The organism is bacterium (genome assembly GCA_019695305.1).
Classification (GTDB): Bacteria; UBA10199; UBA10199; order UBA10199; family JAIBAG01; genus JAIBAG01.
Window position 1 is genome coordinate 1 of the sequence record JAIBAG010000027.1, and the last position, 15,289, is coordinate 15,289.

A 15,289-nucleotide genomic window follows, 5' to 3' on the forward strand; every position below is an offset into this window, starting at 1 on the left:
ACAAAAATATAATCCAGTGCTTCTTCTCGATTAGGACATCCTTCATTATTCCCATCCGGACATACGTAACGGTTACTGCGGCGATAAGAATAGGGCGGATTATGATCATATTTTTCATCAATAACATCTACAAAGCCGGGAAGAAGTCGTTGGGCCTGCGCATATTCAGCAGAATCACGTACCATATTCATGTCACCTGTCAAAATAGTGAGATGATTGGGGCTGGAATGGGCTTTGATAAAGGTTTGTATTACGCGTAATTGTTCAATGCGTTGCTGGCTATATTGGTCGGTAGAGTCATAAGCCGACTGTGTATGGGTGGTAAAAAGGTCGATGATGCCCAGAGTAGGGTGTTTAAAGCGAATATGGGCAATGCCTTTATTTGCAAACCAGTCCCAGTTAGCTGTTGAGCAGCGGGGAAAATTTTGAAAATGCTGTTGTAAAATAGGATAGCGGGCCATCATGGCAAGGCCACTCGGCATAACACGTCCTTGTAACTGGGAAGGGATATAGCGCTGAAAATGGCTGTCTACATAATCACGTACTACCCGTTGTGGGCGTCGCAAAAACACTTCCTGCATAGTTACAGCATCGGCATCAGGAACACCATTGCCGTTGGCGTCAAAATCCACGGCGTAACGGATGCCATCCATTCTTTCTTTTACATCGGGTGCAGTAAAAACTCCGTAAGTATTCATGTCAAAAAGATTGAGAGTTAAATCACTGCTCTGTGGGGGGAATTGATCGTATAAGTCATCAAGCGTTGTTTCATCGGCGTGTGCTGGAGATGGTGGAAGATCAGTAGATGTTTGTTGAACGGGTTGAGCTTTAGGTGTTCCCATATTGTTCTCCTATAAATCACACGCATCACCAATGCCATCCTGATCGGAATCCATTTGGGAAGAGTTAGCTGTAAATTGACAATTATCGTCGCAGGGTACAGGGGCTGCCGAAAAAGTGAAACCGTAATAGCAGGCCGAATCGCCAATAGTGCCCGAGCCGTCGCCATCATCTAAAATGCCGTCGTTGTCATCATCGGCATCGCAGGCGTTGCCATCTAGGTCTTTATCATTATTGGATTGATCTCTATTGGCAACAGTTGGGCAGTTATCAAATGAATTGATAATACTATCGCCGTCATCATCAATGCAAATATCGGTATCCAAATCGTAGCTGTCTGGGAATCCATCCTGATCGCAATCGGGTTCGTCAATGTCATTAATATTATTTTCGTTATCGTCAGCATCATCAAAATCAACAATGCTGTCGTCGTCAAAGTCGTCCAGCGCAGTGGGTTCGTTTTGTGGTGTAGCAATGCCGCTATTAACGGTAATATTGCCCATGGCCATCACGCTAATGTCATCGGCAATTAAAAAGTAGGCAAGCCCTGTGGCATAGCCACCATTAAATTCAAATGCAGCAACCAGGGTAGAACCATCATACAGCGCTAATTTGTACGCTTTGTTGCCGGGTACGGTAAAATTGTAATTACAGGTGTTGTCGATATCACCAATGGTTTCTTCTCCTGCCGAATTGGTAGCAATAATTTTATCGGCAATACAACCATTGGTTGTTTTGGTGATTGATTTTGTAAGGGCTGCAGGTACGCCGCTACTGGGTACGGTGCCGGTAATAGCCGGAGGAGGGTTGCCTGCTTCGGAGCCGCCAAAAGAACCACCCGAAGTGCCGGCGCAGGAAATGAACGAGGTTAGTAATAATAAGATGAGAAAATATTTTTTCATGATGTGTATTTGTCATCGCGCACTTGATGCGCGATCTAAAACTAGATCGCGGGTCAAGCCCGCGATGACGGAACCTATTTGGTTCCTGCCTTATCGGCAGGGGCTAAAAAAGGTTGCTTGGCTCCTTCCATAGTAACGGGGAGAAGCTGCATATTAAGGAGTACCACCTCTTCGGGTTCGGTATCGTTAGATACCAGTTTTAAAACCTCCTGCCGAAATTCCTGAATCTTTTTCTTAAGTTGCGCCATCCGGCCTTTAGCAATTCCTAAGGTAAGCGACGATACATCCCGTGTGTCGCTGGGAGTGATTGGCATGATGGTTTGGGAGAGCTCTAGCAGGTTTTTATGATAATTCAAGAGGACAAGTGAGAGCGATTCGGGTCCTGTAGTCACTAAAGGAGAAGCCTGTTTGTAGCGGCCGCTGGCGGTTTTTTCAATAAAGCCCAGTTTTTCGAGCACCTCAATAGATTTTGCGGCCTGTTGCGGGGTGATAGCCGGGAATATTTTGGAGGCCAGCCATTCGGGTGTGCCGTCAAAATCTTTGGAAACAATTAATTCTCGAATAACGGGGTTGTACCAGGTGGCGTAATAGTTGTACTGCTCTTTTTCCAGCGGTTTGAGCTCGGAATATTTTTTAGACTGCAGCAGTTTTTTGTAATAAAAATCTTTTTTCTCGTGCGTATCGGCCTGCGTAAAAAACACCAAATTAGTAAAAAAATCCTGCTCTTGCTTGTTAAGCTTTAAGCCCTGCATAAACTTGGGCAAGCTTTCTTCGGTAAGGTTGCGTTGGCCTTCCATCACCAGTTTTAAAAAATTGGGGGAAGAAAATCCGGCGCGCATCGAAAACGCCCGGTACGAAAAAGACCCACGGGCAGATTTAGCAGCAATAAACCAATCGTGCAAAAATTTGCGGTAGTCTTTGTAGTCAAATAAGTTTACTGGTGATGCTGACTTTGGCATGGTTCTACTGTAATCCAATACACTTAAAGCGCAAGCTTATAAGATAAAAAAGGTATTCAGTTGAATACATTTAACTTTGTAAGTATATATAAAATATAAGTTTTTTATTTGTTATGACAAGACGAGCCCCCAAACATAGTAAAGTGATACGCTGCATGGGCTGCAGAATGGCGCTAGAAGTATGCATGTGCGCGCTTTTACCTAAGCTTAAAGTGAATACCAGTGTGGTGGTGGTGATGCAGTATGGGGAGTTTCGCAACATGTCGAACACGGGATTTTTTATTCCCAAGGTGGTGCCGGATGCCATCATCCGTTATCGTGGGCATATCAATCAAATTCCTCTACAGGTTGATGATTTAGTGACGGATGAATTTGAAAATTTGCTGCTATTTCCGCACGATAGTGCTCCGGTGTTAACGCAAGATCTATGTAAAACTTTTACCAAACCGGTGCGGCTTTTTGTGCCGGATGGGACGTGGTCGCAGGCGCTCAAGATAGTTAAAAAAACTCCTGTGCTTAAAGAAATGCGACGTGTGGTGGTGCCCATGGATGCGCCGTCGCTTTATCATTTGCGCCGTAACCAGCGGGAAGGGGGGATGTGTACCTTTGAAGCCATTAGCCGTGCTTTGGGAGTTTTGGAAGGCTCAGAAGTACGTGTGCAGATGGATGCTTTTTTTAAAGAACTCATGCGGCGTATTAGAGTGTTGCAAGGGCTAGAGAAGTAAGCAACTTTTTTACATTCCATCCGATAAGTCCCCGCTATTTTCTGGGCAGAAAATAGTTTAGGGAATATGGGCAATCCTACACTTACAATTGAACAAGCACGGGCGTTGGCGCAGGGTTTTATAAGTGCCGAGCAAGTGGAACCTCAAATTAGCGATGATTTGGGTATTAATTTTACCGAACTGGCGCACGAGTTAGCTCTGGCGGCGCGTGACGGATTGATTCCGGATGATTTGGCCAATCGTGCGTACCAAGCCGCCCAAGCCTTACAACAGTTAACGGCTCTATATCCCTCTCTTGTTAGCGGTTCCCAATTTAGGGGGCTTGAGTATTTTGTGGTTCGGTCTCAAATTCCGTCTCTAGTTGAGGAACCTTATGGTTTGTTAGAGTTGTCTTATACCGATGCTTTAAATTTTATTCGTAATCTTTTTGATGCCGATACACGGGAGGCATCTGCGCGCGTTTCTAGGCCTCTTCCCAGAGAACGTTTAACAGCTCTAGCTCAATATGAATTTGATTTGGCTGAAGATGAATTACGCAATAAAGAAATTGAAGAAGATGATTTGGTTATTAGGCAGGGTAATGAAGCCGAAATTTCTACATTAATTGCCGAAAATATTTTGCACGCCAGTGGGAACTCTGTGAGTTTAGATTTTTTTGTTGAGAGAGACGGAAAAGTTGTTGCCGAATATGATTTTGAAACAGAAAACACAGCCGATGGATTAGTGGTAACGCTCAAATTTGGTTTTGTTCTCCCTGAATATAGATATCAGGGAATTGGTGATTTAATGGAAAAAACTTTGATGACAGCAGCCTTAAGGGCTGCATATCATATGGAGACCTCCGTAGTTTTTGTTCATTCAATAGTTTATAATCCTTATTTACAAAAACTATACAGTAGCTCTTCGTTGTTTAGGCTTCTAACCGAAGAAGTTTTTGATGAGGTTACATTACGGCGAGATACAAGAAGAACTTTAGTTCATCAATTAGAAGAAGATGCGCCTTCCTATTTTTATAAAATTTCTGCTGTTACTATTCAAGATTTAGATGTGTTGATAAGAGTGCAAACCCCTCAACAAGTAGAAATGGATGTTGTGGCTCCGGTTGAGGGAAATGATAGACCTTTATTTCGTAAAGAGGTGACGGTATGGGATAATTTATTTGTAGATCCCAATTTGTCGGAAGAAGAAAAAGCAAGAAGAGCCTTAAATTTTGTGGACGACGTTATGCGGATGAGCCCTCAAGAGTTGAGGGACGCTTATTACGCCATGCCGCCAGATGAGCGTCGCGTGCTCAGTGCCTGGCCAGAAACCCCTGAATATGAAGGGCGTTTTGGAATATCTATTTATTTTCTTATGCCTGCTATTATGAGCTCTCGCTCGTCTGATGATAAATTAAAAGTTTTGTCCGCTATTCTTAAGTTGTGGCAAGTTGATAACCCCAGCCAAGTGAATGAAAAAAATGAACGTAACGGAGTTTTTGGAAATTGGTTGGATGGGATTTTTAAAAAATCATTGCCCCAGTGGGTTACTTCCTTTGAAGAAATGCAAATGCTGTATGTTAATCTGCGTGGACAGGCCGACACCACCGAGGCTTATGATGTTTTATGTGGTGATTGGGGCCTAAGACCCGCTCCTGGAGTAAAGGGTTCTGTCTATTACGGTACTTATCAATCGGCGGAAGTTTTTGGGATGGCGGGTGCAATTTTACGAGGAGGTCTTCGTTTTGTTGAGAATGAAGACGATTTTAATAAATGGTACAGGGCTGTTGAAGAGTTGAGAGTAATTGCCTATGGCTTAAGTGGTATAGAACATAACGAAGTGAGAGCTTTTTCGTTTGAAGAAGATGCCATTATTGCACTGAGGGAAAAAGGGTTAGCATTACCACCCGTATTAGAAAGACATCTTGTTTATTTTGATCAAGCCATGCGTATTTATCCGCGTCCGCAAAGTTTTCCTGCTTACATGGATGCCGTACGTAGTTATACGGCTCATATGGATTTAATTGATTATTATCTGAATCATCCCGATTCTACGGGTGTTATGCGTGACGACTATGAAATGTGGGAGGCTGTAAGGCGCGAGCTGATGCTGGCTGATCTTTTAGATCAGGCACGTGTGTTGGATTGGATATGTGCCGATAAAAACCGTGATAAGATTTTAGAAAAAATAAGAACGTTGTATGTGGCCGGTAACCCACTTGAAACGCGCGATAATATCTATCGGTTAATTAATGATGAGCCTGAAGGTCCCAAAGATCCGTCCCCCGGTGGAGGTGGCGGTTCTCGTGCTGCAACGTCTTCTCAAGAAACACCCATAGCGTCTCGTGAGCAAGATGCGCCTTCTCGTTCTGAAGGCACTAAAAATTCGCTCCCTCGTTCTTTGAATGAATTATGGGAAGAAATAAAAATAGATCCTCAAAATTACGATAATGATTACGAACGTTATATGGCCACCCGGCGCGCGTTAGCCGTTAGCGGAGATAAAGAAACGTATCAACTGATAGATACGGTATCGGCTTCGGTGCGTTTTAGTTTAAGAACCAGCAATATGGGCGAAAGAGAAGCGGGTATTATTTTAACTGTTTTTGATGCTGTTTTGAGTGATCGGTCCAATAATTTAGAAAGTTTAAAACTGACGGTAGGTACCGAGACTCTATCGGCCTTGGTGGCGTTGTCTTGGCAATTACGCAAAGAACGTATTGTGGAAGAAGAAACCCGCATCACAGCCGAAAGAGCCCGCGCTGAGGAAGAAGCCACCCGGGAAGAACGAGAAAGAGCCGCGGAATTATTGAGAGAAGCCCGTTAATAAGGGTGGTTGTTTTCTGTATTTTTCACGCAACAAAATCTGCTAACTACCGATAATTGTTAAACTGGGCATTTTGCGGGCAGGGCATGCCGGCAAAAATTTACTTGTTTCACAAAAAATATGGGTTCTCCCGATTTACCAATTTATCCTGAATCTCCAACGGATGATTTTATTTATGAGAATGAATTCTCTTATCCAGAATCTTCGACAAGTGAAGAGCCTCCTGTTACTCAATCAACCGATGTAGATATTTATATTGCGCCTCCTAATGAATGTATTGATTCTTCTCTTGAAGAAGTGTCTGCCGACAAGGCTGTTACTGAGCCTGTTGTGTTACAAGCCGATATGGGGCCTTTAAGTTTATTAGGGTTTGTAGGGCCTGCAGCCCAGTATTGGATGCGAGAAGGTTTTAAAGGCTCATTTAATCTGGAATCTCTTTTAAAAATGAGACCTGGTGATGGTTTTAGGCTCATGCCTTCACTTCCGGCTGCAGCACGCTTTATTGTTACAAAATCAGCTCCCGGGGTTTTAGTTGGGCTCGGTTTACTTGCCGGTGGCCCTGCCCCCTTATTTTTTGCACCCCCTAAACCAGATTGGTCGGCCATGGAAAACGAAGGTAGAACAATGGCTGACTTGCAAGATGTAGGGATCAACAGTTACAAATTTAGAGAAGTATTTATTGGTTTTACCACGGAAGATGGTGATGTTTTAACAGAAGATGATTTTCGTCATTTAATGAGTTTGGTTACCAATTCGCACATCACCTTTCAAGAACAAGGGCTGGATGCAGCCTATGCTGGTTTTAATAGAAGAATACCGGCGCTTCAAGCTAGAGAAGTGCCTGACGAAGTATGGGTATTGGCTTGGACATGGATAGAAAAACTACACCCTGAATTTGAAACAATCACTACAGATGAGGGTGAAAATGTGGGGGATGTACTTGAGCGTTTATATGAGCTGCCGGTAATGGACAATCCGTTTAACCCGCCCCCTTTACCTGTGGAAGAAGAGGATGAAAATGGCCCTCAAATTATGAAGCCTCTGGATAACCCGAGTGAGCCTCCACAACCCATTAGAGTAATACCTAAGCCTGTTAGTAAACCAAAAGAAGAGAGTGAAGAACCTCCAGTTGTGCCAATGATGTCGGCGGATAATGATGATCCAGTAGACGATGCTGCTGTTGTGGGGGACAATGAGGGCGCCTATGATGTTTCTTTAGAAGAGGAAGCTTTATACCGTTTGGAAATTGCCTTAAGAGCTTTAAAAGTAGCTGGTATGCGTTTAAGGGGAGATAGTTTGAGTGATGTACTGAGTGAAGAATTAGATGTGTTAACCCTTCAGGCAGAGCATTTGCCCCCTGGTGATACTACTGTATGGACAGTTACAGGTCCACTTTCGCCTCCCGATTTGGAAAGAGCTATTGAGGTAACAACACAACTGTTTGCACGCGTTATTTCGGGTACAGAGCCAGAGCGCTCATTAAGTGATAAGCAAAGAGAAGATATTTTTATTGCTACAGCCAGCCAAGTTTTTACAGCGCTTGATTCTATAAGAAACGATCTAAATGTAGATATTGTCGATTTACCGGTATCGCTCCAGGTGTTGGCTGAAGAATTGGTAGAATTTTATTTAGAGAATGACCAAGTGTTAATAGCTGGCGAAATTGCCGAAAGAGTGAGCGTTATATCGCAAGGATCTTGGATATCGAGAGCCTATCATCTATATCAAACTCAAGAAGATTTAGAGGCTGCACATGATGCTTTTGTTTTACTCATGTCGGATGTGACTGAAGGTAAACAAACTGCAGTTTCTGCTGCCGTACACGAACTGGCAGAGATTGTGAGTTGCTTTTTAGAAGGTGCCAGATTTACTTTTGATACAAGCGAGTTTGTTGTTCAGCTAAAAACTTTGTTTGAAGCGGCATGGGATAGCGGTGATTATAATGCGCTCATTGATATTATGGAGTCTGTTGGGGTTTTAGAAGGTCAACTTCCACAAGATAATTTAACTTTTTCAAGATTAAACCCCGTTACGTCTCGTGAAAGATATACCGTACATATTTTAATGGCCTATATGATTGGGCAGGAGTTAAAGACTGGTCATGCAAATACAGCAGATATTTTATCTCAGGTAGAATTTCATTTGCAGGCAGCTGCCGAATTGCGTGATGCCGATACAGAACGAGTTATAAATCCCATTTCTCCCGGATCTGATTTAAGTAGAATGTATAGAACAGTGGTTAGGCTTTATCCTACAACCAATCCTTCTGGCGAAATTTCACCACGAGAAGCTTTTCATATTTTGTGGTTGCATGTTTTTATGCCTTTGTCTCCCATTCCCAATGACGAAGTAGGTGTGCCGTTAACTCCTGCTCAATTGGCAGCAGCGCTTCAAGAAACCGACCCTTATGCTGGTGATACCATTACCGGAGGCGGTGCGGCCGTACGTATTCCGGCGCATCAGGTAGCCTTGGTAAAGGCCTGGCAGGCTTTTATCCGTGGTGATAATTCTGTAGAAGCAGCACGCGAGCTGGCTGTGGCCACAATTAATTATTTTAATGCTGGAGTGTTGCGCGATAGGGCCTCTGATCAGGTTTTGGATGCACCTGTAAAAACTGAGGAGTTGAATGAGTCGGATTTGGTAGCAATCAAATTATTAGAACTCATTATTGACCGTGCCAGAAATAATTCAAGTTCGCCTCGGTTCCAGTTTTTACAAGATGTTGTTGGCGATGATGAGCGTGAGCGTGTGATTGCCGTTTTGGAATTTGCAGTAACCGTATTGCAGGATGCTGCTGATGCACAAGGTGCAGGCTATGCGAATGAAGATGTTGTGGGTATTGAAGAAGTTGAAGATTTAATGGCAGGCCTCATTGGTGTGAGGGATGTGTTACAAGGTAAAAATATAGAGGCTGCTGTACCGGCCAAACAAGAAGATGATGCATTAAATGATTCTATTCGTACTTTTCTTCAAACTCGTGATTCTTTAACAATAGATGAATTACGTTGGATAGCGGGTGTGTGGGGACAGTATTTAGATAATACATTGGCTATTATTAATGTGGGCCGCGACCTACAAGGTAAGCCTCCCTTATTGTTTCCAACACAAGCTGATATTAAAACTTTAGTAGACGATCAAATAGACCAAGGTTTGGGTAATGACGATGTTGTTGGTTCGTCTTTTTTGGGCGTTACGCTTGATGTCGTAGCCCCTCAAGAATTGGATCCGTTTTCCTACATAGTTCCCCAGGGTGTATTGGATGATCATGTGCATTATCAAGTGTGGGTGGCTTTGCAAGATTTACGGGTTATTACCCTTGTTCTTGAAGGAAAAATTACAGAAGGACTTGATGAGCAGATGGCGACGTTAGACCAACGTTTGTTGATGGCAGAAAAGAGTGATGCTTCGGGACATCCATTAGAGGATGTGGAAGAACTTTTGGGTGTGCGTTTGTTGGCACAGACTTCAAGAAGAATAGTTGATGCTCTTTCTGGGAATGCAGCAGAGTATGAGCGTTATGTAGAAGCGCTAAAGAAGGTGTGTGAAAGAGGTTTAATAAAAGCTGTTTATGAGCTTGAAATGGCTGTTGGAGATGGTTCTTTGCCAAATGGTTATGTTATTCCGCAGCAAACCATTGATTTGGTACTTGATGTTGTCAATCGCTTAAGACAATTGGGTTTAATTAGTGATGCTGATGTTGTAGCTGAAACATTTGCAAATTTAAAACAAGACAAAAGCTTAAATTCTCTTTTTGAGCAAAAATAAAAATCCCCCTCACGAGGAGGGGGATTTTTCAGAGTTTACATCTTAGTCATCACTATCGTCATCGCTAGAATCGTCACCATGGTCGTCGGAATCGTCATCCGAATTGTCATCGCCGCCGTGGCCCGAATTATCATCTAATTCGTCTTCGCCACTTGATCCATCGCTTTCACCATCTTGAGTGGTAAAAGTAAAGGTTACACCTTCAATTGGATCTCCTCCTACGCATGTGACACCTTCAATATGTACTGTGTAATCGGTGTTAGCTGTTAAAGGGGTGTCATGTTCGCAACGGATACTCATGTCGTCATCGCTGGAAACCGTGTAAGTGCAACTAACGGGATTCCCGTCACCATCTTCCACCGTAAAGGTTTCAGAAGTAATGCTGCTTTCATCTACTTCGCAGGTAGGATAGGCTTTAATGGTTTGATCCAAATCCACATCACCATCGCCGCTATGCGGTTTTACACGGCGAAAGTAGTCGCCATCATGTGTTTCGGATGAGCATGAAGAATCATCATCGTAATCATCCGAATAGCCGTCGTAGTCGCAATCATCTTCATCTAAATCGTGATGTCCGTCACCGTCATCATCGTTATCATCATAATCATCGGTTCCATCATCATCTGAATCACAATCGTGCAAGGGATTATTGGTTGGGGTAGCTACTGTACCGCTAAAGGTGATGAGCCCTAAGTCGATAGCGCTGCTGCCAATAGTTACGTTGATGGTAGAAGTGCTTAAGCCTACAGCACCCGAATCAAAAATGAGAGTGGCCACAAAGGCATCGTCTTTGGCAAAGCTTAAAATGTAAGCAGTGTCTAGGTTTAAGCTCATGCTAAATGAGCAGTCTGTTGCAACATCAGCTGTAATGGTGTCGCTAGATGAGGAGGTAGCAATAACAGTATCGGCCACGCAATCGGGAGCGCCGCCGGCGCTACGTGTAGAAACGCTACCCGCACCTCCGTCTACGCTTCCTGTTAAACTACGTGTTCCATCGCTTGATGATCCCGAGCCTGCGCTGCCGCAGGCTACGGTAAAAATAAGGCCGGCAATAAGACCTGCCTTGGTTAATAATGATGTGGGTTTCATAAGGTTCTCCTTTGTTGCAGATTATTCTGCAGGTTTAATGCCCTGTGTTGTTTGCCGGCCAAACAGCACAGGAAAAAAATTAATCGTTTTCTGTTTCTGTAGTAAAACTCCAACTCGTTTCAGGAATTTCTGTTGCGTCGTTACAGGTAATACCACTGAGAGTTACTGTATAAACAGTGTTTAAATCAAAATTGGTGGCGTGCTCACAGCTAACTTGGTCGTCTTCAATATCAAATGTGCAGCTAATCGTATTGTCTAAATCGTCTGTAATAGAGAATGTAGTGTTGTTGACTGTGGCTTCGTCTAAGGTGCAAGCAAAGCGTACTTCAATTTCTTCATCAATTGAAACCTCATTTTCTCCGTTGCGTGGAGATACTTCCAAAATGCTAGCATCGGTTTCGTCATCGCTGCCGCCATCGCCTTCATCATTGTTATCATCACAACTTTCGTCATCATCGAAGCCATCGGGGTAACCATCCAAATCACAATCATTATCTTCCTGCTCAATTTCTAGCTCGCAGCTGGCGCGGTTACCATTAATAGTAATATTGCCTAAATCGATGTCGTCAGTTCCGTCTGCGATAATTAATGTGATGGAACTAATGGTGGAGAGAGTGTTGTTAAAAATGAAGCTGGCTATAAAAGTATCATCTTTTAATAAAGCTAACGCATATGCCTTGCCAATATCTAATGTGATAGAGAAAGAGCAATCGCTTCCAACGCTTGCTGTTATTGTTTCGGCTAGTGAATTGGTGGCAATTAAAGTATCGGCCCCACAATCATCGCCAATGGTACGTGATGTGGCCGTGATGGATGCACCAGGCCCGGTAAGCGTTCCAATAACATTGCGCGTTGTGGGCAAGTCGGGTGGATTGCCGGCTTCCACACCACCAGCGCTGCCGCAGGCATTTAAAATAAACAATAAAAATAAAATGTAAAAAAAGTGTTTCATTATTTTGTTAATGGAAAAAGTTGCAGTGTTAAGGCTACAATTTCGTCCGCTTTGTTGTCTTGCGATACAAATTTTAAAATGTCTTCACGAAATTCCCGAATTTTCTTTTTAAGCTCGGGTATTTTGTGTGAGGCTACGCCCAGAGTGAGTGCACTCACATCTCTTTTAGCTGCTGGAACAAGAGGTAAGAGCTCTTTGGCTAGCGTCAACATGTTTTGATGATAATTATGAAGAGCGATAGACGCCGACTCAGGCCCGGTAGTGATTAAAGTTTCATGTTGTTCATATTTCCCATCTTTTTTACGGATAAAACCCAGATTTTCTAAAACTTCTATCGATTTAAGCGCTTGAGTTTCGGTAATAGAGGGATGAATGCGAGAAAGGAGCCATGCTATGTTTCCCTTGTATTCGTCCTGGCAAACTAACTCGCGAACAACCGGGTGATACCAGGCCGAGTAAAATTCGTACTGGTTTTTTTCGATTGGTTTTAAGTTTCCATATTTTTTAGACTGCAGCATTTTTTTATAATGATTATCACGGGCATCATGGCTTTCGGCCTGGTTCATATAAACCAAGTTTCTAAAAAAATCGCTTTCCTGTTTATTTAGTTTGAGAGCTGTTGCAAATTTAACAATACTATCTTCGGTTAAGTTGCGTTTGCCTTCCATGACAAACTTCAGGATATTTGTTGATTTAAATCCTCCTCTTTCCGAAAAAGTTCTAAACGACATGGAGGCCCGGCTGCTTTTAGTGGCCTGATACCAGTCTTTTAAAAATTCCCGGTAGTTGGTGTAGCTAAAAACCGAGATGGAAGGAGGCTTGTGCATGGGGTTACTATAGGGGAAAGTAACTATGCAGGGCAAGCTATTTTGATTTTTTTAGTATACTATAGTACACACTAAAACATGTAAATATATAATTTATATATATTTTTTATTTTTTAGTTCTATTAAATAACAATTTTAGTACACATTTTTTAAACTGTAGAAGTGCAATGGGCACATTTTGTGGCTTTAATAGGGATGATACTTAAGCATTGTGGGCATTCTTTAGTAGTAGGGACAATTTCTACCGGTTTTTCGCGTTTTAAACGGTTGATAGTTTTTACCATCATAAAAATGCAAAAGGCTACAATAGTAAAATCGAGTACGGTGTTGATAAATGAACCGTAGGCAATAACAGCAGCGCCCGTTTCTTGGGCTTTGGCAAGAGAAGTAATACCCTCAGTTTTGGTGGGGTCTAAACTTAAAAATAAATCCTTAAAATTGAGATTTCCCAATAGTTTGCCGATGGGGGGCATAATCACATCGCCTACAAGCGAGGTGATAATTTTTCCAAAAGCGCCGCCTACAATGACGCCCACGGCCATGTCCATTACATTTCCTTTTACTGCAAATTCCTTAAATTCTTTAGCGAGACCCATAATAACCCTCCTTGGTTAAGATCCAAGGAAGGTTATATGAGTTTTGGGGGAGGGAAGAAAGTTTTTTGTTTTGCTTATACGGCTTCTTTTTTCTTCATCTCTTTATGGAGATGGTGCTGCTCCACTTTAGCCTGTTTTGCGTAGTACTTATACGTAAGTGAGGAAAGTGGTACGATGTACATCACAGCAAGAAAAAGACCGATGGCTAATGTTTTTGGTTTCATGATGTTTTCTAACGTACAGTAATTTTAAAAGTGTTCCAGTTAACAAAAACTAATGGAATGTGTGCCTAAAATAGATGCACCTGCCTATCGATAGAGCATTTAAAGCGCATTTTCATGTTGTTTCAATTTTATAAGTTACCGAAAAAAAACATTTTTTTAAAAAAACAGCTTGGCATTAATGTTGCGTAACCAGCCTGCAGGGGGAATGTGTGTGCTATTTAATGAGGATATTATATGTCACCCCCTGTATCTTTTTTAAGACCTGGAACAACAATACCCGATTTTAGTTTTAAACTTGCCGATCGTCGGGCTCCATCCATTCAATTGAACTTGCCACAGCTTCCCGACATGCCTGTGGAACAGCATTTAGATGAAGAAGAAGCAGTGCCTGCTCTGCCGCCGCCTCCAGCAGAAGAAGACACGTCTCCCGATATATCGTTAACGGTGGGTGGTTTTGTAGAAGGTTATATTGCGGGTCACTGGTCTGACGAGCCTTTTAATGCGCCGTTTTCGGGAGCAGGAACCTTTTATACCACATTAAATGCTAACAATTTAGCGGGTGGTAAAGTAGATGTGACGGCTTCGTTTAAGTTGATGATGGGGATTGACAGCTTTCGTGGTGATGAAGGCACTATTTTGGGTGGTCCTTATGATCGTCTTAAATATGCCAGAAGTCGTTTTAATGTTTATAAAGACAACATTGGTATTCCTAAATTAAGCCTTGCCGTAAAATATAATCCCATTGGCCTTAGCTTTTTTGGTGGTGTGTTAGCGCAAGACGATAACGTTTATCCCTACAATTTTAATTCCACCGTTTTTTCGGATGGCACTACGTTGTATACATCTCGAAACAGTTTTTTTGATGGCCCCAACTGGGCCACTTTGTGGCTAATCAAATATGGTTATCAACTGGGTTTTGCTTACGAACCGCCTCAGGTTGCCGGTTTGCGCGTTGCTTTAACATCTGGGCCCGATGGTGGTTTTGCTGGCAGTCGTTCGTGGGCTATCAATCCGCAAGTGGGTTATACGTGGGGATATGAGGCGGGGAAATATCATTTAACCAAAGCCAGCACCAGTATCAATTTGTTTGGAATGGATATTACGCCTGATACAGGCCCTGATAGGCTAAATTCTAATGGAGAACATGTGGGGGATAAGGGCGGGCTTGGTTTTACTTTTGGACAAACTTTGGGGCCTCTTACTTTAGGTGCCGGTTTTTCTTTTAACCGACAAGAAATTAAGAGCGATGAATTGGGAAGTGTTATCACTACCGGCACCGGTGCTGATGTAACTGCTTCATATCAAGTGCACGACCTGGCTACGGTTACTGCAGGTTACACGTATTATGGTGTTAAAGATAAAGCTGTAAGGACGCCGGGGGACAAGCCTTTATATTCTGACTTTGCGGTTACACATGGTTTTGAGCTAGCGGCTGTAGCTCATATTCCCAAAGCTCCAGGATTTGGTATTTATGCGGGTTATGCGGCACAGCTTGTAGATGGTTCTCATGAAGTGAGTTCGCTTTCCAGCGGCAATCAGCACACTTTATCGTTAGGTTTGCAGTATGGCGGTAGCCATGTATTTAATTTTAACCGCTAAAGGTAA

Annotated in this window: 12 protein-coding genes; 4 read left to right on the top strand and 8 right to left on the bottom strand. The window is 42.8% G+C overall.

The window, feature by feature from the left end; translation table 11 throughout:
- The 3 genes from K1X76_10605 to K1X76_10615 form a co-directional block, all read right to left on the bottom strand.
- On the bottom strand, positions 1–842 hold an 842-nt coding region (locus K1X76_10605; protein MBX7149517.1), incomplete at its 3' end, for a hypothetical protein.
- A gap of 9 nt (positions 843–851) precedes the next feature.
- Positions 852–1,742 (bottom strand): hypothetical protein, encoded by an 891-nt coding sequence (locus tag K1X76_10610; GenBank protein MBX7149518.1) that lies wholly within the window; start codon positions 1,740–1,742, stop codon positions 852–854.
- 74 nt (positions 1,743–1,816) lie between these two features.
- A complete protein-coding gene (locus K1X76_10615) occupies positions 1,817–2,701 on the bottom strand; it encodes a TIGR02147 family protein (protein ID MBX7149519.1) in 885 nt (294 codons plus the stop codon).
- Between the two features lie 167 nt (positions 2,702–2,868).
- On the opposite strand from K1X76_10615, the gene K1X76_10620 reads away from it, so the two are divergent.
- The 3 genes from K1X76_10620 to K1X76_10630 all read left to right on the top strand — a co-directional run bounded on the left by K1X76_10620 (position 2,869) and on the right by K1X76_10630 (position 9,996).
- Positions 2,869–3,426: a DTW domain-containing protein gene (locus tag K1X76_10620; protein MBX7149520.1), complete on the top strand. Its 558-nt coding sequence runs from the start codon at positions 2,869–2,871 to the stop codon at positions 3,424–3,426.
- A gap of 66 nt (positions 3,427–3,492) precedes the next feature.
- Positions 3,493–6,231, top strand: a complete 2,739-nt coding sequence (locus K1X76_10625; protein MBX7149521.1) for a GNAT family N-acetyltransferase — start codon at positions 3,493–3,495, stop codon at positions 6,229–6,231.
- Positions 6,232–6,351: 120 nt separating this feature from the next.
- Positions 6,352–9,996, top strand: coding sequence for a hypothetical protein (locus K1X76_10630; protein MBX7149522.1), 3,645 nt, complete (start codon positions 6,352–6,354; stop codon positions 9,994–9,996).
- A gap of 42 nt (positions 9,997–10,038) precedes the next feature.
- Here K1X76_10630 and K1X76_10635 read toward each other — a convergent pair whose 3' ends face one another.
- From K1X76_10635 to K1X76_10655, 5 genes are all read right to left on the bottom strand, one after another.
- Entirely contained in the window at positions 10,039–11,085 is a 1,047-nt protein-coding gene (locus K1X76_10635; protein MBX7149523.1) for an Ig-like domain-containing protein, read from the bottom strand.
- A gap of 79 nt (positions 11,086–11,164) precedes the next feature.
- Entirely contained in the window at positions 11,165–12,037 is an 873-nt protein-coding gene (locus K1X76_10640; GenBank protein ID MBX7149524.1) for an Ig-like domain-containing protein, read from the bottom strand.
- Positions 12,037–12,864 (bottom strand): TIGR02147 family protein, encoded by an 828-nt coding sequence (locus K1X76_10645; protein ID MBX7149525.1) that lies wholly within the window; start codon positions 12,862–12,864, stop codon positions 12,037–12,039. The genes K1X76_10640 and K1X76_10645 overlap by 1 nt, the downstream gene beginning before the upstream one ends.
- Positions 12,865–13,013: 149 nt before the next feature.
- The gene (mscL, locus tag K1X76_10650; protein ID MBX7149526.1) at positions 13,014–13,460 is read right to left on the bottom strand and encodes a large conductance mechanosensitive channel protein MscL; all 447 of its coding nucleotides are present in this window, start codon (positions 13,458–13,460) and stop codon (positions 13,014–13,016) included.
- Between the two features lie 74 nt (positions 13,461–13,534).
- Positions 13,535–13,684, bottom strand: coding sequence for a hypothetical protein (locus K1X76_10655; protein ID MBX7149527.1), 150 nt, complete (start codon positions 13,682–13,684; stop codon positions 13,535–13,537).
- Positions 13,685–13,918: 234 nt separating this feature from the next.
- Between K1X76_10655 and K1X76_10660 the strand changes: the two genes are divergently transcribed.
- A complete protein-coding gene (locus tag K1X76_10660; GenBank protein ID MBX7149528.1) occupies positions 13,919–15,283 on the top strand; it encodes a hypothetical protein in 1,365 nt (454 codons plus the stop codon).
- Positions 15,284–15,289: the final 6 nt, after the last annotated feature.